General features: G+C 72.7%; 14 protein-coding genes. 11 read left to right on the top strand and 3 right to left on the bottom strand.

Annotated features, from left to right (window positions below):
• Nucleotides 1–21 precede the first annotated feature (21 nt).
• From pth to rplI, 5 genes are all read left to right on the top strand, one after another.
• Complete coding sequence (gene pth / locus O0S08_RS28470; RefSeq protein WP_269032480.1) at nt 22–600, top strand: aminoacyl-tRNA hydrolase; 579 nt, start codon at nt 22–24, stop codon at nt 598–600.
• Between the two features lie 126 nt (nt 601–726).
• The gene (locus O0S08_RS28465; RefSeq protein WP_269032479.1) at nt 727–2946 is read left to right on the top strand and encodes a sodium-translocating pyrophosphatase; all 2220 of its coding nucleotides are present in this window, start codon (nt 727–729) and stop codon (nt 2944–2946) included.
• A gap of 197 nt (nt 2947–3143) precedes the next feature.
• Nucleotides 3144–3644 (top strand): 30S ribosomal protein S6, encoded by a 501-nt coding sequence (gene rpsF, locus O0S08_RS28460; protein WP_269032478.1) that lies wholly within the window; start codon nt 3144–3146, stop codon nt 3642–3644.
• 3 nt (nt 3645–3647) lie between these two features.
• Nucleotides 3648–3887, top strand: coding sequence for a 30S ribosomal protein S18 (rpsR, locus tag O0S08_RS28455; RefSeq protein WP_096332290.1), 240 nt, complete (start codon nt 3648–3650; stop codon nt 3885–3887).
• Between the two features lie 28 nt (nt 3888–3915).
• A complete protein-coding gene (gene rplI / locus O0S08_RS28450; protein WP_224193273.1) occupies nt 3916–4362 on the top strand; it encodes a 50S ribosomal protein L9 in 447 nt (148 codons plus the stop codon).
• 92 nt (nt 4363–4454) lie between these two features.
• Here the strand turns inward: rplI and O0S08_RS28445 are convergent, their stop codons facing one another.
• The gene (locus O0S08_RS28445) at nt 4455–4691 is read right to left on the bottom strand and encodes a hypothetical protein (protein ID WP_269032477.1); all 237 of its coding nucleotides are present in this window, start codon (nt 4689–4691) and stop codon (nt 4455–4457) included.
• Between the two features lie 45 nt (nt 4692–4736).
• Between O0S08_RS28445 and O0S08_RS28440 the strand changes: the two genes are divergently transcribed.
• The 6 genes from O0S08_RS28440 (at nt 4737) to O0S08_RS28415 (ending at nt 14078) form a co-directional block, all read left to right on the top strand.
• Nucleotides 4737–5222, top strand: a complete 486-nt coding sequence (locus O0S08_RS28440) for a hypothetical protein (protein ID WP_269032476.1) — start codon at nt 4737–4739, stop codon at nt 5220–5222.
• A gap of 61 nt (nt 5223–5283) precedes the next feature.
• Complete coding sequence (dnaB, locus tag O0S08_RS28435; protein WP_269032475.1) at nt 5284–6699, top strand: replicative DNA helicase; 1416 nt, start codon at nt 5284–5286, stop codon at nt 6697–6699.
• Nucleotides 6700–6919: 220 nt separating this feature from the next.
• Entirely contained in the window at nt 6920–7966 is a 1047-nt protein-coding gene (locus tag O0S08_RS28430) for a serine/threonine-protein kinase (RefSeq protein WP_269032474.1), read from the top strand.
• Nucleotides 7967–7979: 13 nt separating this feature from the next.
• The gene (locus tag O0S08_RS28425; RefSeq protein WP_269032473.1) at nt 7980–8804 is read left to right on the top strand and encodes a purine-nucleoside phosphorylase; all 825 of its coding nucleotides are present in this window, start codon (nt 7980–7982) and stop codon (nt 8802–8804) included.
• A 424-nt stretch (nt 8805–9228) separates the two neighbouring features.
• Nucleotides 9229–10290 (top strand): aldehyde dehydrogenase family protein, encoded by a 1062-nt coding sequence (locus O0S08_RS28420; protein ID WP_269032472.1) that lies wholly within the window; start codon nt 9229–9231, stop codon nt 10288–10290.
• Nucleotides 10291–11144: 854 nt separating this feature from the next.
• A complete protein-coding gene (locus O0S08_RS28415) occupies nt 11145–14078 on the top strand; it encodes a DEAD/DEAH box helicase (RefSeq protein WP_269032471.1) in 2934 nt (977 codons plus the stop codon).
• A 253-nt stretch (nt 14079–14331) separates the two neighbouring features.
• On the opposite strand, the gene O0S08_RS28410 is transcribed toward O0S08_RS28415, so the two are convergent.
• Nucleotides 14332–15564, bottom strand: a complete 1233-nt coding sequence (locus O0S08_RS28410) for an RNA polymerase sigma factor (protein ID WP_269032470.1) — start codon at nt 15562–15564, stop codon at nt 14332–14334.
• Between the two features lie 21 nt (nt 15565–15585).
• Entirely contained in the window at nt 15586–17034 is a 1449-nt protein-coding gene (locus O0S08_RS28405; protein WP_269032469.1) for a hypothetical protein, read from the bottom strand.
• Between the last annotated feature and the right edge of the window lie 442 nt (nt 17035–17476).

The raw sequence follows: 17476 nt of genomic DNA, 5'->3' as shown, positions 1-17476 counted from the left end.
CGATGTTGAGGGCGCGCGCAGATGGCCGACCAGGCGCCATGGCTCCTCGTGGGCCTCGGGAACCCCGGGGCCCGGTACGCGCGCACGCGCCACAACATCGGCTTCATGGCGGTCGACGCCTGGTGCGACAAGGCCACGAGCTCGCCGAGCTGGTCCGAGAAGTGGAAGGCGCAAGTCGCCACTCTCGGCACCGGCTCTTCGCGCGTGGTGGCCTTGAAGCCGCAGACCTTCATGAACCGGTCCGGCCAGAGCGTCGTGCCGGCGGCTCAGTTCCTGCGCGTGCCGCCGGCGCAGATCCTCGTCATCCACGACGAGGTCGACTTCCAGCTCGGTCGCCTCGCGGTCAAGAAGGGCGGGGGTCACGGGGGGCACAATGGCCTGCGTGACATCCTGCAGCTGCTCGGCAACGGCGACTTCCTGCGGATCCGTCTCGGCGTCGGCAGGCCCGTGCACGGCGAGGTCGCCGATCACGTGCTGTCCGACTTCCGCCCCGACGAGGGGCCGATCGTCGACGACCTGCTCGAACGAGCCGTCGCGGCGATCACCAGCGTGACCCGCGAAGGCGTGGTCACGGCGATGAACAAGTTCAACACCACCTGACCCTGGCGGTTACCGCCAGCTCTCCCAGCCCAAGCTCCCGGTCCTCTCGGCCCGGACAAATTTCCCGGCCCATCCGGGCCTGAACCAGTTTCCCGGCCCTTGGGGCCCGAGGAAGGACTCCCCCCAGTGGACACGCCGATCCAAAACTTGCTGTACGCCGTGCCGGCGGCCGGCGCTCTAGCCTTGCTGTACGCGTTCTTCACGACGGCCTGGATCACCCGCCAGGACGCCGGCAACCAGCGAATGAAGGGCATCGCCGAGCAGATCTTCCGCGGCGCGATGGCCTTCCTGGCCGCCGAGTACAAGGTCCTCGCGATCTTCGTCGTCGTCATCGCGGGCCTGTTGATCCTGACGGCCGACCCGGCGACCTCGTCGCCGATGATCGGCCTGTCGTTCGTGTCGGGCGCGCTGTGTTCGGCGCTGGCCGGCTTCTTCGGCATGCGCGTGGCGACCCGCGCCAACGTGCGCACCGCGGCCGCGGCGCGCACGGGCCTGTCGCCGGCGCTGTCGGTGGCGTTCCGCGGCGGCGCGGTGATGGGCATGTGCGTGGTCGGCCTCGGCCTGGTCGGCTTCGGCGCGCTGTTCCTGTTCTACCTCGGCCACTTCGACGCGCTCCAGGACGTCGACGGCAAGGCGCTCGAGCTGACCCGCGTCGTCAACCTGCTGGCGGGCTTCTCGATGGGCGCCTCGTCGATCGCCCTGTTCGCCCGCGTGGGCGGCGGCATCTACACCAAGGCGGCCGACGTCGGCGCCGACCTGGTCGGCAAGGTCGAGGCGGGCATCCCCGAGGACCACTTCCTCAACCCGGCGACCATCGCCGACAACGTCGGTGACAACGTCGGCGACGTGGCGGGCATGGGCGCCGACCTGTTCGAGTCGTACATCGGCGCGATCCTCGGCACCATGGTGCTGGGCGCGGTCGCGGTGTCGGGCAAGCTCGAGGCCGCGATCCTGCCGCTGCTCATCGCCGGCGCGGGCATCGTCGTCTCGATCCTCGGCACCTTCTTCGTGCGCACGAAGGAGGGCGGCAACCCGCAGGTGGCGCTCGACACCGGCTCGTTCGGCGCGGCCTTCGTGATGCTGCCGATCTCGTACCTGATCATCGACTACTGCGTGAAGTCGGCCGCGGCCAACGGCACGCCGATGATCCTCGAGCACGGCGCGGCCCCGATCGCTACCATGGCCCTGATGTGGGCGATCGTCGCGGGCCTGGTGGCCGGCGTCTTCATCGGCCTCATCACCGGCTACTACTGCTCGAAGGGCAAGCGCCCGGTGAACAGCATCGTCGCGCAGTCGAAGACCGGCCCGGCGACCAACATCATCGCCGGCATCGGCGTCGGCTTCGAGTCGACCGCGATCCCGATCTTCCTGATCGCCGCGGCGATCTACGTCGCCAACGACTTCGCCGGCCTCTACGGCGTGGCTCTGGCGGCGCTCGGCATGCTCTCCACCACCGGCATCCAGCTGGCGGTCGACGCCTACGGCCCGATCTCCGACAACGCCGGCGGCATCGCCGAGATGAGCGGCCTCCCGCCGGAGGTGCGCGGTCGCACGGACAACCTCGACGCGGTCGGCAACACCACCGCGGCGATCGGCAAGGGCTTCGCCATCGCCTCGGCCGCGCTGGCCGCCCTGTCGCTGTTCGCGGCCTACCGCAACGTCGCGTTCAAGCCGGGCGAGGAGCTGATGCTCACCAACCCCGAGGTCCTCATCGGCCTGCTGGTCGGCGGCATGCTGCCGTTCCTGTTCTCGGCGATGGCGATGAAGGCGGTCGGCAACGCCGCCATGGACATGATCACCGAGGTCCGGCGGCAGTTCCGCGAGATCCCGGTGCTGCGCTCCGCGCTGAGCCTGGTCACCAAGGCCGAGCACGAGGGCCGCGACCTGACCGCCGAGGAGGAGAAGCAGGTGCTCGAGGCCGGCAGCAAGACCGAGGTCGAGCGCTGCGTGGCCATCAGCACCCAGGCGTCGATCCGCCGCATGATCGCCCCGGGCCTCCTGGCGCTCATCTCGCCGGTGGTCGTCGGTCTGTGGTCGCGCTTCGCGCTCGGCGGCCTGCTCGCCGGCACCCTGGTGTCGGGCGTGATGCTGGCGATCTTCATGTCGAACGCCGGCGGCGCCTGGGACAACGCCAAGAAGCAGGTCGAGGACCAGAAGAAGGACATGTCGATGGAGGGCAACAACGGCAAGGGCTCCGACCGGCACAAGGCGGCCGTCATCGGCGACACCGTGGGCGACCCCTTCAAGGACACCGCCGGCCCGAGCCTCAACATCTTGATTAAGCTCATGACCATCGTCGCGGTCGTGATCGCCCCGACCCTGCTCAAGCTGGCCTCGGGCAGCTGATTCAGGCCCCGCGGCCCTCTTGCAGGGGGACGCGTTCGGGGGTACACCTCGCGGCCCGTCCGGATGTTCCGGGCGGGCCGTTCGCTTTTTCTGCCGTCGGGTCTTCGGGCCCGGAGGCGCGGCGAACGGCAAGGGCCCCGCGGGGCCTCTCCTTGCTCCCCATGGTGGGGGGCCAGCAAGTCCACAAGGAGACTTACATGTCCGAAAACACAGTCGGCCAGGTCGTGTCGGTCCAGTCGCGCAAGGGCACCAAGCGCGAGTACGAGACCGTCATCATCCTTCGGCCCAACGTCAACAAGAACGGGATCCTCGAGCTCGTCCACAAGATGCAGGGCGTGTTCGAGAAGTACTCGGCGCGGCTGATCAAGATCGAGAACTGGGGCAGCCGTACGCTGGCCTTCCCGATCAAGCGCTCGCCGACCGGCATCTACCTGTACTGGCGCTTCCTCGGCGGCTCCGACATCGTCCACGAGTTCGAGCGCAACCTGCAGATCGCGGAGTCCGTGCTCCGCTACTACACCGTGCGGGTCGAGGACGACGTCGACCCCGACGCGCGGCCCTCGGAGATCACCGAGGACCTGCTGCAGGCGGTGGCCGAGCCGCCGCCCGAGCCGGAGCCGCAGCCGGAGCCGGTGCGCGAGGAAGAGGATCGCTTCGTCTCCGACGACGGCGACGACGACGAGGAGAGGAGGCGCTAAGCCATGAGCGACGAGAAGACTTCATCCCGCCCGAGCAAGGCCAGCCGTGCTTCGCTGCTCGCCAGCGACAAGACCCTGGTCATCGACTACAAGAACCCGCAGCTGCTCCGCGCCTTCCTCACCGATCGCGGCAAGATCGTCCCCGCCCGGATCTCCGGCGTGACGGCCAAGCAGCAGCGCCAGATCACCAAGGCGGTCAAGCGCGCGCGCATGCTCGCGCTGCTGCCGTACACGGTGGCCTGATCTCCGAGGACAGAAAGGTTTTTCGCTCATGTTGGAACTCATCCTCCGCAGCGACGTCCCCGGCCTCGGCCGCGCCGGCGAGGTGGTCAAGGTGCGCCCGGGTTACGGCCGCAACTACCTCATCCCGCGCGGGCTGGCGCTCGCCGCTACCCGCGGCAACATGGCCCAGCTCGAGCACCAGAAGCGCCTGATCGCCGCCGAGCAGGCGCGCGTGCTCGCCGAGCACAAGGCGATGGCGCAGAAGCTCAAGGGCGTGTCGGTCTCGATCGCCCGCAAGAAGGGCGCCGAGGGCAAGCTGTTCGGCTCCGTGTCCACCAAGGACATCGCCGAGGCGCTGGCCAACCAGAACATCACCATCGACCGCAAGCTGATCAAGCTCGACGAGCCGTTCAAGAACATCGGCACCTACGAGGTGCCGGTGCGCTTCAGCGGCGACATCACCGAGACGATCCGCGTCAACGTGGTCGGCGTGTGAGCGCCGCGCCGGCCCGCCGCGGGTCGGTCGCGTGAGTCGAAGGCGAGGGGTCCGCGATGCGGGCCCCTCGTCGCTTTCTCGGCGGCGCGCCGCTACTCGCCCTGGAGGCGCTGGGCGCTGCAGTCGCCCATGAGGCACTGGGCCGAGTAGACGCCTTTCTGTCCGCAGCCGGCGACGTGGTACTTGCCGTAGACCTCGTCGCCGCGGACCTTCAGCTTGTCGGCGTCGCACTTGAAGTCGGCGGCGGCCTGGGTGCGCGTGGCTTTCTCCAGCTTGCCGGCGCAGGCGGGCAACGCGAGGGCGGCGAGGGCGACGAGGACGAAGCGCATGCGGTCACCTTGCCACGGCCGGCCGCGGCGTGAAAGTCTGGGCCGATGGATCGCCACTACCTCGCCGACTACGACGCGCTCGGCCTGCCGCCCGACGAGGCGCTGCGCCGCGTGATCGCCCGGGCCGACGCCGACTCGCAGTTCTACGACGACCTCGAGCGGCTGATGTTCGAGCTCGCGCCGATGCCCGCGGAGCATCTGGACTGTCACGCGCCGAAGTTCTTCGTGGTGGCGATGGACGGCGGAGGCAGCGCGTACGGGCGCTACGTCGACCTGAAGGTCGGGCTGCCGTGGGTGATGTGGGATCACGAGGAGGACGCGCTGGTCTACCTCGCCGACGACACCGCCGCCTTCCTGTCGGGCCTCCTCGATCTCCGCTGCCACCACAAGCCGAACGATCCGAGCGCCCGGCGCGTGCGCGAGGTGCTGACGGAGCTCGGGCTGAAGCTCGGCGCGCCCGGCTCGAGCATGCCGGGCTTCCTCGCCGGCAAGCCCGCCGCGTGGTTGCCGGCGGGCCCGCTGTCGCACTAGTTGCGCTGCCCGCGTGGCCTCGACAGGAGGTGCGCGGCTCGGGCATCCTCCGGGGCTGGCGATGGCTGGACGCACTCTCCCGCACAACAGCGAGGCCGAGGCGGCGATCCTCGGCGGCATCATCCTGCGCGGCGATCAGGCGCTGCTCGACGTGCTCGACGTGGTGCGCGAGGAGGACTTCTACGTCCCGGCGCACCAGGCCGTGTTCCGGGCCATGCGGGCGCTGTCGGAGAAGCGCGAGCCGATCGACACCGTCACGCTCGAGGCGCAGCTGCGGGCCAGCGACGAGCTCAAGCTGGTCGGCGGCATCGAGGCGCTGACGCGGCTCGCGGACCGCTACGCGACCAGCCGCAACATCACCCACCACGCGGAGATGGTCCGGCGCACGGCGACGATCCGCAACCTCGTCGTCATCACCAAGGAGATCGCCGAGGAGGGGATGGGCGACCTCGAGAGCCCCGAGGAGTTCATCGACCAGGCCGAGAAGCGGGTCCTCGAGGTCAACGAGCGCGGGCGCAAGACCGGTTACGTGTCGTCGCGCGACCTGCTGATCCAGGTGTTCAACCAGATCTCCGAGCGCGCCAAGCGGAAGAACCCGATCACCGGCGTGCCCACCGGCTTCACGCAGCTCGACCACATGACCGGCGGGCTGCAGCCGGGCGACCTCGTGATCATCGCGGCCCGCCCGTCGATGGGCAAGACGGCGTTCGTGCTCAACCTGGCGCAGAGCGCCTGCATCATGCCGCAGCGCTTCGACGGCCTGCCCGACGGCGAGAGGCCGGTGATGCACCCGGTGCTGTTCTTCTCGCTCGAGATGGGCGCGAGCCAGCTGGTCGAGCGCGTCCTGTGTGCCGAGGCCCGCGTCGACGCCGGCAAGCTGCGCACCGGCAACTATCTCGAGGAAGAGTGGATCCGCATGACCAGCGCGGCGTCGCGGATCGCCCAGAGCAAGTTCTACATCGACGACCAGGCGGCGCCGTCGATCCTCGAGATGCGCGCGCGCGCGCGTCGCTTCAAGGACGACAAGAGCATCTTCCCGGGCATCGAAGGCCAGTTCGGGATGATCATCGTCGACTACCTGCAGCTCGCGCGCGGCGGCAAGGCTCGCTACGACTCGCGCGAGCAGGAGATCAGCGAGATCTCGCGCGGCCTCAAGGCCATGGCCAAAGAGCTGCGGATGCCCGTCCTGGCGCTGTCCCAGCTCAATCGCGCGGTCGACACGCGCGCCGATCACCGGCCGCAGCTGTCGGACCTGCGCGAGTCCGGCGCCATCGAGCAGGATGCAGACGTCATCATGTTCATCTACCGCGCCGAGCGCTACGCGGCCACCGAGGATGAGAAGAAGAAGGTCGAGAACCAGGCCGAGATCATCATCGGCAAGCAGCGCAACGGGCCGATCGGCGAGGTCCCGCTGATGTTCATCAAGCACATGACGCGCTTCGAAAACCCGGCCGAGCCGGGCTTTCATCGCGATTGATGCGCGTGCGGCCGACCCGCGCGCCGGGCCGTCGCGGGGCTTGCGGCGCCCTGGGGGCTCGCGTGGGCCTGTGAGGGCGGTCGCCGGGGTGCGCGGGCCGGAGACTGCGCCGGCGCCGAAGGGGCGCCGCGAGGCCCGCGGGATCGCGTGGAACGCCGGTAGGGGCCGTTTGTTCGCAACGTAGCGGCGCCGGCGCGGTCCGTGCTAGGTTGGACGGGCGATGTCGTCGGTTCCGACCCAGATCGGCCCCTACAAGGTCAAAGGCCTCGTCGGCAAGGGGGCCATGGGGGAGGTCTATGAGGGCGTCGACGCCGGTCTCGGCCGGCGGGTGGCGATCAAGATCCTCGGCAAGAAGCACCGCGAGTCCGAGGAGTTCAAGACGCGGTTCCTCCGCGAGGGCAAGGCCCTGGCGCAGATGAATCACCCCAACGTGGTGGCGGTGTACTTCATCGGCGAGCACGAGGACCGGCCCTTCCTGGCGATGGAGTTCCTCGACGGCGAGGACATCGGCGCGATGCTGAAGAAGCGGGGCGCGCTGCACCCGGGCGACGCGGCGGAGGTCATCCGTCAGGCGGCGATCGGGCTCGCCGAGACCCAGCGCGTGGGCGTCGTGCACCGCGACGTGAAGCCGTCGAACCTGGTGGTGACGTCGACCGGCATCGTCAAGGTGACCGACTTCGGCCTGGCCAAGGCGCTGCAAGAGGACCTGTCGATCACGGCCACGGGCGTGTTCGTCGGCACGCCGGACTACCTCGCGCCCGAGCAGGCGATGGGCAAGGAGGTCGACGCGCGCGCCGACGTCTATGCGCTCGGCTGCTCGCTGTTTCACATGTGCAGCGGTCACCCGCCGTTCCGCAAGGGCGGCCAGGACGACCACTACACCGCGGTGGTGCGCCGCCACCTGCGTTCGGAGCGGCCCGAGCTCAAGTACGAGATCAAGGGCTTCGACGAGGCGCTGTCCGACCTGTGCCGGCGGATGATGAGCCGCCGGCCCGACGTGCGCCCGTCGTTCGAGGAGCTCAAGGTCGGCCTCACCGAGATCTCGAAGCGCCTCGGCGGGCAGGTGCCGCCGCGTCACGCGGACGTCGAGCTGCGCTCGCCGGAGGAGATCAACGAGAAGATCCGGCAGGAGCAGAAGAAGACGCCGACGGGCGCCGCGGGCGGCTCGCCGCCGAGCGGGGCGACGCGGACGACGATGATCGCGGTCGGCATCGGCGTGACCATCGGCATCGCGCTCGGCGTTGTGCTGGCGGTGATGAGCCTGTAGAGCTTGGCCTCGCATGCTCCACTCCGAAGACCCGCACTACCACCGCGCCGCCGAACACCTGCGTGAGCGCCTCGAGGGCGCCTCGATCGACTGGGTCGTGGTGTCCGGCTCCGGCTTCGTCGGCATGGCCGGCGACGGCCCCGACGGCCTCGGCATGACGGTGGAGGGCTCGATCCCGCTGCGCGGCCTCGGCCTGCCGGTGCCCACCGTCGCCGGCCACGGCAACGCGCTGGTGTTCGGCACCATCGGCAAGCTGCGCGTGTGCGTGCAGACCGGCCGGATCCACCCCTACGAGGGCCACCCGATCAACGTCGTCACCGCGCCGCTGTGGGCGATGCTGGCCAACGGGGCCCGCGGCGTGTGCCTGACCTGCGCCGTCGGCGGGCTCGACCCGGCGCTGCGCACCGGCCAGGTGGTGCTGCTCAAGGACCAGATGAACCTGTTCGGCCCGACCCCGCTGGTCGGCGCCCGCTTCATCGACATGAGCCAGCTCTACAGCCCGCACCTGCGCGCCCGCCTGCAGGCGATCGACCCCGGCCTCGGCGCGAGCAAGCTGGCCGAGGTGGTCTACGCCCACGCCCGCGGCCCGCAGTACGAGACCCCGGCCGAGACCGCGGCCCTGCGCGCGCTCGGCGGCCAGGTCGTCGGCATGTCGACCACCTACGAGGCGATCCTCGCCGCGGCCCACCGCGCTGCAGTGTGCGGCGTCGGCGTGGTCACCAACGCCGCCAGCCAGGTCGGCCTCAGCCACGACGAGGTCCAGGTCCGCACCCGCGAGGCCAAGCCGCAGGTGGCCAGCCTGCTGCGCGGGCTGCTGGCCGAGCCGCCTGGCCCTTGAGGCAGGTGCTTTAAAAAGCATGCTCGTAGGGGCATGCTCCTGGGGACATGTTTTAAGGGGCCTGTCCGCTCGAGCAGGCTGAGCGCGACGGGCGCCGATGGATCGCAGGAGATCTCGAGGTCGGTCGCAGCCGGAGCTCAGCGCGGGCGCCGAACTTCGCCAGACGTCGAGCGATGCGACGGCTGAATGTCTCGAGGTCGGTGGCTGCCGGAGCCGAGCCGAACTTCGCAAGACACCGAGCGATGAGGTTGGCGCCGAGTGATGGGCGCTGCAAGATCGCTGGCCGATCGCTGGCGGAGCCGAGCGCGAGGTCCGGACCGAGGAAGACACCGGGCGACGACGCAGGTCGGCGCATGCCGGCCGGTGGGCGCGAGCGCGTCTGTGAGCCCGCGCGGGCCGGCTCGGCGTGGTATAGCGGGTGCTGGTGAGCCTGAAGCCCGAGCGGATCGCCGCTGCAGCGCGGGCGCGCCAGGTCGCCTTGCTGGGGCTCCTGGCGGCGCGGGCCGACGCGATCGGCGAGGCGCTGGCGCGCACCCACGGGATGGTCGCGTGGGACCGGCACAAGGCGATCGGCAAGGTCCAGCGCGGGCTGTGGGCGCTCCGCGAGCGGCGCTTCCACGGGCTCGGAGGGCCGCCCGCGCGGGTGTGCGAGCGCAAGGACCAGCCGCTCGAGAGCCTGCTGATCGTGAGCACGCTGCTGCGCCAGGGCCGGCGCGTGCACCTCGAGGTCGAGGTCGGGGCGAGCGCGGTGGTGCCGGAGCTGCTGGCCGAGCTGCGCGACGAGCTGTCGCGCGAGCAGGCCGGCGAGGCGCTGACGATCGGCGCGGCCGGCGAGGCGGGCCCGGACGAGGCGCGCGGGTGGGAGTTGGTCGGGGTGACGCCGGCGCGGCCGCGCGTGGCTGCGGTCCACGCCGACGCCGACCGCGAGCTGGCCGCGTACGCGCTGGCGCTGTCGGGGCTGCGCCGCGGCGGGGCCGATCCGCGGCGCATCGTGCAGGCGTTCGTCGCCGGGCCGCTCGAGCGGCTCGAGCGGCACCTGCACCGGCTGTGGGTCGGGGCGGCGTTCGGGCCGCCCGACGACCCGGAGATGTTCGCCGGGCCGGTCGAGCCGGCGCTGGCCGAGGTGTACAAGGTCGCCCTGGCCGCGTGGTCGGCTGTCCCCGGGGCCAGGGTGCTCTGTCCCGGAGGACAGCTCGAGCGCCCCGGCGAGCCGCGCACGTACCTCGCGCCGGCGCTGCTGCGCGCGCCGCCGATCGAGCCGCCGCCGGCCCACGCGGGGGCGATAGGTCCGCTGGTGGTGCTGCACCCGTGTGAGCCGGCCACGCTCGACGCGGCGCTGGCGGCTTGCCGCGCCCGTGGGGACGTGATCCAGCCGCTCGGGCCGGAGGCGTGGCGTCAGCGCGTGGGCACGCCGCCGATGTCGCCGTTGCAGCCGCTCGCGCTGGGGCGCCTGCCGCCGGGGCTGCCCGAGCCGCGACCGACGTGAAGCGCAGAGTGTCGGCGTGTGACGCGCGGGCGAAGGGCCCTTGGGCCGGCGGTGAGTCGTCGGCGGCTGCTCGAGTGAGGGCGAACGTGAGAGGCGAAGGGTCGTCGCCGGCGAGCGACGCGGCGTCGAGGCCCGGCGGCCATACGAGCGCGGCAGCTTCGCGTTGCCCCTACGCGGGGTCGAAGATGGCTTCGGCGGTGATGGTCCGGCGGCCATGCGAGCGCGGCAGCTTCGCGTTGCCCCTACGCGGGGTCGAGGATGGCTTCGGCGGTGATGGGCCGGCGGCCATGCGAGCGCGGCAGCTTCGCGTTGCCCCTACGCGGGGTCGAGGATGGCTTCGGCGGTGATGGTCCGGCGGCCATGCGAGCGCGGCAGCTTCGCGTTGCCCCTACGCGGGGTCGAGGATGGCGGTGATGGGCCGGCGGCCATGCGAGCGCGGCAGCTTCGCGTTGCCCCTACGCTGGGTCGAGGATGGCGGTGATGGTCGGCGGCCATGCGAGCGCGGCAGCTTCCCGTTGCCCGCGTTGCCCCACGTGCGCGGCGCGCTGCCGGGTCGGCGAGCGGGATGCAGAGGAACCGGCGCGCGCGAGGTCCCTGGAGGAGGGACGCGGGGGGTCGGCGAGGTCCGGCCGTCCGCGAATGAGACTCGTCGATGACGCGCGAGGCGGCACCTTTCGCCGCTGTTAAATTCGGAGCCGCGCCCGGCGCAACGCGCCCCCTTCGCGCCTGGTCGCGGGGGCAGGTGCGAGCGCCAGGCCGCAGCGGAGGCGCCGCCGGGGCCTCTGGCGCGGCTTCTGCGGCCAGGGACGGGCGGGCGGCTGACAGCGCAGCCCGGTCGTGCTAGGCGACCGCGCGTGCGAGCCCTCCTCGATGCGGTGCGCGCCGCGTGCACGCCGCGGGACTGGTCGCGCGGGGTCGAGCTCGCGCGCGCCGGGGCGGTCGCGGGGGTCCGGCGCGACCGCGACGAGGTCGTGCTGCGCGTGGCGGTCAAGGGCGCGGGCAAGAGCCCGACGGTCGCGCTGTACCCGGGCGACGCCGAGTGGAGCTGCGACTGCGACGACGCCGGCGAGTGCTGCTTCCACGTCGCGGCGGCGGCGATCGCCCTGCAGCGCGCGGTCGAGGCCGGCGAGGCGATGCCGCGGGGCAGCGAGCGCGCGGGCCGGGTCGGCTACCGCTTCCGCCGGGCCGAGGGCGGGCTCGAGCTGGTGCGAGTGCGGGTGTCCGAAGGGACAGGTCCCGAAGGCAAGGAGACGCCGCTCGGCCACAGCCTGGGGGCGATCACCGGCGGCAAGGTCGAGGGCCCGGGGATCGTGGCGACCGCGGCCGACCTCGAGGCCGAGGGGGCGCTGGGGATCTACAAGCGCGGCGGGCTGGCGCCGGTGATCACGCGCAAGCTGCTGCCGGCGCTGGCCGGCTGCGAGGACATCACCCTCGACGGCAAGAAGATCACCGCCGGGGCCGAGCCGGCCGGCTACCACGGGCGGGTCGCGGCGTTCGAGGGCGGCAAGGGGTTCCGCCTGTACATCGTCCGCGACCCGACGATCACCGAGGTGTTCGCGGCCAGCGGGGTGGTGCTGTGCGGCGACGTGCTGCGCTGCTTCGACAACGGCGGGATCGGGCCCAAGGAGGCGGCCGAGCTGCGCACCGGGCTGCACTTCCCGCCCGAGCGCGCCGGCGAGCTGGTGGCCGAGGCCATCCCGGCCCTGCGCGCGCGGGTCAAGGGCTTCCGCGAGAAGACCGACCGCCTGCCGGTGCTGTCCGACGCGCGCCCGCGGGTGGTGTTCGAGGTCGGTCGCGCGGGCACGGGGATGTCTGTCCTTCCGGTCCTGGTCTATGGGACGCCCGAGGCGGCGCGGGTCGAGGCCGGGCGGCTGGTGATCCGCGGGCGCGAGGTGCCGCGCCGCGACGCCCTGGCCGAGGCGTCGCTGGTGCGCCGGCTCGCCGAGCTCGGGCTGCAGTTCGGGCGCACGACCAGCGCCGTCGGGCCGCTGGCGGTCGGCCTGGCCGAGGCCATGCGCGGGTTCGACGGCGGCGAGGTCGTCGGCGAGTCGCACCGCGAGTTCGTGCGCAAGGGGCCGCTGCACGCCCGCGTGGTCGCCGGCGAGGGTGGCCGATTGGGCATTGCCTTCGAGACAGGTTCTTTGGAACATGTCTCGAAGGCGGACGCGCGCCGGGTGCTCGAGGCGTGGCAGGCGGGCGCGAGCGAAGTGGTGCTCGACGACGGCGGGGTGGCGCCGCTGCCGGTCGACTGGTTGTCGCGGTTCGGGTCGGAGGTGGCGCTGCTGCTGGCCGCGCGCGAGCAGGGCGGCGAGCCGGCGGCCTGGACCCGGCCGGCGTTGGCCGAGCTGTGCCGCGCGCTCGACCACCCGCCGCCGCCGGAGCTGGCCGGGCTGGCGGCGCTGGTCGAGGGCTTCGAGGCGATCCCCGAGTCGCGCCTGCCGGCCGACCTGCAGGTCGAGCTGCGGCCGTACCAGCGGCGCGGGGTCGACTGGCTGGCGTTCCTCCGCGAGGCCGGGCTCGGGGCGCTGCTCGCCGACGACATGGGCCTCGGCAAGACGCTGCAGGCGCTGTGCGCGGTGCGGGGGCGGACGCTGGTGGTCGCGCCGACCAGCGTGCTGCACAACTGGGCCGCGGAGGCGGAGAAGTTCCGACCTGGCCTTCGGGTCAGCGTGTACCACGGGCCCAAGCGGCGCCTCGATCCGCAGGCCGACCTCACGCTCACCAGCTACGCGCTGCTGCGGCTCGACGCCGAGGCGCTGGCCGGCGAGCGCTGGGACGCGGTGATCCTCGACGAGGCGCAGGCGATCAAGAACCCCGAGAGCCAGGTCGCGCGGGCGGCGTTCGGCCTGCAGGTCGGCTGGCGGCTGGCGATGACGGGCACGCCGGTGGAGAACCGCCTCGACGAGCTGTGGAGCCAGATCCACTTCATCAACCCGGGGCTGCTCGGCGGGCGCGCGGACTTCCAGGAGCGCTTCGGCCGGCCGATCGGCGACGGCGACCAGGCGGCGGCCCGGCTGCTGCGGCGGCGGATCGCGCCGTTCGTGCTGCGCCGGCGCAAGCAAGAGGTGGCGCGCGAGCTGCCGCCGCGCACCGAGGTGGTGCTGCGCTGCACGCTCGACGCGCGCGAGCGGGCGGTGTACGAGGCGGTCCGCGCGGCCACGCACGAGGAAGTGGTGGCCCAGCTGCAGGCCGGCGGCGGGGTGCTGGCGGCCCTCGAGGCGCTGCTGCGCCTGCGCCAGGCGGCCTGTCACTCGGCGCTGGTGCCGGGCCAATCGGCCCGCCGCTCGTCGAAGCTCGAGCTGCTGCTCGAGACGCTGACCGAGGCGATCGCCGAGGGCCACAAGGCGCTGGTGTTCTCGCAGTGGACCAGCCTGCTCGACCTGTGCGAGCCGGGGCTGCGGGCGGCAGGGCTCTCGTTCTGCCGCCTCGACGGCTCGACGCGCGACCGCGCCGGGGTGGTGACGCGCTTCCAGGACCCGGACGGGCCGCCGGTGATGCTGATCTCGCTCAAGGCCGGCGGCACCGGCCTGAACCTGACCGCGGCCGACCACGTGTTCCTGCTCGACCCGTGGTGGAACCCCGCCGTCGAGGACCAGGCCGCCGACCGCGCCCACCGGATCGGCCAGGAGCGCCCGGTGATCGTGCACCGCCTGGTCGCCGAGGAGACGGTGGAGGAGCGAATCCTGGCCCTCCAGGCCCGCAAGCGGGCGATCGCCCAGGCGGCCCTCGAGGACGCAGCGGGCGCGGCGGCGATCACCCGCAACGACCTGCTCGCGCTGCTCGAGTAGGTCTTGTCGAGTAGCGGCATGTTTGATGGGTCATGTCCGATTGGACATTTCCCATTCGACATGTCCTGAAGGGCTCATGTCGCTCTGGGCCGGGGTCGCTCGGCGGAGGTCCTGCGGGCCTCGCTCAGGAGCGGCATGAGCTTTGTATATGTCTGATAGGTCATGTCTTATTAGACATTTCCCATTCGACATGTCCTGAAGGGCTCACGTCGCTCTGGACCGGGTCGCTGGGCGGAGGTCCTGCGGGCGTCGATCAGGAGCGGCACAGCGCGCTCACCCGGGCGGCCAGGGCGGAGGCGGGCCAGCGGGCGACGAAGGCGGCGGCCTCGCGGCGGGCGCGGTCGTGCTCGCCGAGGCGGCAGCGGGCCTCGATGGCGGCGGCGGCGGCCTCCTCGACGAACACGCCGGCCGGGAAGCGCTGCTGGTGACGCGCGACCAGCTCGAGGGTGGTGCGGTCGTCGGCGGCGAGGAGGGCGGCGCGGATCGACTCGAGCAGCGTGACCTCGGCGGCCAGCGAGGGCCCGACGGGGCGGGTGGTCGGCAGGCCGTGCGGGGCGCCGATGCCGTCGAGCGCTCGGTCGGCGGCGCGTGGGGCGAGAACGGCGGCCGCGACCTCGATCGGCGGCGAAGGCTGCTCGGCGGCGAGGAGGGCGCCGGTGCGTGCGCTCGCGGGCGCGGGCTCGCGGGCGGCGGCGGCTACGGGAGGCACGGGCTCGGGCGGCGCGGGGCGGCCGAACACCAGCACGGCGCCGAGGCCGACGCCGGCGAGCGACAGGCCGAAGGCCGGGCTGCCGGCGGCGAGGACAGTCGGGGTCGCGCTGGGATCGATCGGCCATGTCCATGAGAACATGTCCGAGACGACCTGTGCGTCGCGCGGGGCGGCCAGGCGCCACGGTGGCGGCCACGGCGGGCCGACCATCACCAGCGCCGCGAGCACCTGGGCGCCGCGGCGCGGGCGGGCCCGGCGGTCGCGGGCGTCGAGGCGGCGGACCATGCGGTCGAGCTCGCGACGAGCGGCGCGCAGCCGCGAGTAGACGGTGTTGAGGTTGACGCCGAGCTCGGCCGCGATCTCGGGGGCCTGCCACTGCTCGAGCTCGGTCATGACGAAGACGACGGCCTGGTCGCGGTCGAGGCCGTCGAGGAAGCCCTGGAGGATCGCGGCGGCCTCGGCCTGCGCGAGCGGAGCCTCGGCCGCCGACGCGACGAGCTCGGCCTCGCTCAGGGCGCAGCGCCGCGGCTCCTCGCGGGCAGCGCTGCGGCGGTAGCGGCTGGCGATCCGCCGCGCGATCTCGAACAACCAGGTGCGCAGGGCGGCCCGGCCGGCGAACTCGGGCAGGCGCCGGTAGACGACGAGGAAGGTGTCCTGGACAGCGTCGTCGACCCGGGCCGGATCGACGCCGAGGTGCCGCACCGTGCGCCAGACGAAGCCGTAGTTCGCCCGGTAGACGGCGGCGAAGTCGGGGGGAGCTGCCTGGGAGAGCGGCACGATCGGGTCTGTCTCCGCGGGTCAGCGATTCCGTGCGCCGAATTGCAGGTCGAGGCCGAACGAGGCGCGCACCCCCGCGCGGCCGCCGCGAAACACCTCTTCCTCGCCGGCCTGGACGGTGAAGATCGGGCGGTTGAGGGCGACCAGGGCCTCGACGCCCAGCCACAGGCCGACCACGCCGGTGACGCGCCAGCGCAGCGCCGGGCCGAGGAAGAGGCTGGCCCAGGGCGCCCACTGGGGGCGCGGGACGTCGACGCCGAGGCCCACGCCGCGGAGCGCCCCGACCTCGCCGCCGGCGCACAGGTGCACGGCGAGGAGCGGGCGCGGGTGCCAGGTCGGGCAGATCCGCACGACCGCGGCGAGACGGTCGAAGCGGCCGCCGGGGCGGTCGCCCTGGACCGAGCGGACCCGCAGCGGTGCGCCGACGAGGCCGACCTCGAGGCGCAGGCGCGGCCAGGTGACGCCGCCGAACACTCCGGCGAGGGCTCCGGCCGCGGGGAGGACGCCGACGTCGAGGCCGCCCTCGAGGCGGAGGTGGCCGAGGACGGGCGGCCGGGTCGCGGGCCGCGGCGAAGGGGCGGCCTCGAGATAGGCTGTCTCTTCGGACATGTCCTCGGGGACCTGCGGGCTAGCGGGGCCGATCGGCTGGAGCGGGGCCGCGAGCGCGGGCGAGGGCGGGTCTGTCCAGGCGGACAGGTCGGACGGAGCCGGGACGATGGCGGCGCTCGCAGCGGTCAGGTCCGGCGGGGCGGGGACCGCGGCGGCTGTCTGCGAGGACAGGTCGGACGGCGACCCGCGGGCTGTCTGCGAGGACAGGTCGGAGGACGACGCGGCGCCTGTCCTCGGGGACATGTCGGAGGACGACGCGCCAGCTGTCTGCGGGGACAGGTCGGGCGAGGGCCAGGGGTGCCCGGGCGAGTCGGGCGGCAGGACCGGCGGGGTCGGCCTCGGCGACGGATCGGGCGGCGAGGCCGGTGATGTCTTCGGGGACAGGTCGGCCGGCGGGGCGGTCCTCGGCGGGAGGAACGTGGATGTCCTCGAGGACAGGTCCGGGGGCGCGGGCGCGACGGTGGCGGGCAGGCCGCGGGTGACGGCCAGGGGGTCGAGGTGGATGGCGATCAGGAGGGCGGTGGCCCGCGCGAGCAGCTGGCAGGTCTCGGCGCGGACGGTCCGGCGATAGTCGCCGCCGCGCCCGTGCAGCTCGAGCCGCAGCTCCCAGCCAGCCGCTCCGCGGGTGACGGTCGCGCGGGCGACGGCGCGGCCGGGCCCGAGGTCGCCGGCAGGCTGCCGCAACAGCCCGGCGACCATGTCGGTCACCACGACGGCGGTCGGGCACTCGCGCGGGGCCTGCCAGGTCAAGTCGACCGGCGGCGCGGCGAACGAGAGACGGGCGAACACCAGCGCGGCGAGGGCGAGCAAGCGAGAGTCCTGACCCCGACAATCGTCGCCCGCGGGGGCGAGGGTCGTCAACCGACGACCCTCGGACGGTCGCCCGCGCGCAGGGCGAGCCACGGTGTGCGTGGGCCGTGCGGTTCGCGCTGTCGGTGGGACCGGTCGCTGCAACTCGCGGCCGCCGCAAGCCTGGTCTTTGAGACAGACGGGGGGATTGCGGGGCCGGCCGTGGCGCGGACGAGCTCGAGGCGGCGGGCGAGGTGCGGGGTGGATCGGTCGCGGCGATCGGCACGTGCGGCGCGCGGCCGAGCGCCTGGTCTTTGAGACATGCTGCCGTTGCGGTGAGCCGTGGCGCGAACCATCGGCGGCACGAAGAGACATGTCTTCAAGGGAATGTCTTTCAGGGCATGTTCCTACGGATATGTCCGAAAGGACTCCGGGGCCGAGGCCCGTCGCACGGCGTTCTGTCGCCAGAGAGCCGGGCCGGCCCGGCGAGTGCCTTCAGTGCGCCTGACCCGGG

This window comes from Nannocystis punicea, from assembly GCF_026965555.1.
In the GTDB taxonomy this organism is placed as follows: Bacteria; Myxococcota_A; Polyangia; order Nannocystales; family Nannocystaceae; genus Nannocystis; species Nannocystis punicea.
Note: the sequence above shows the minus strand (reverse complement) of the source record. Positions and strands in the feature narration are given on the sequence as shown.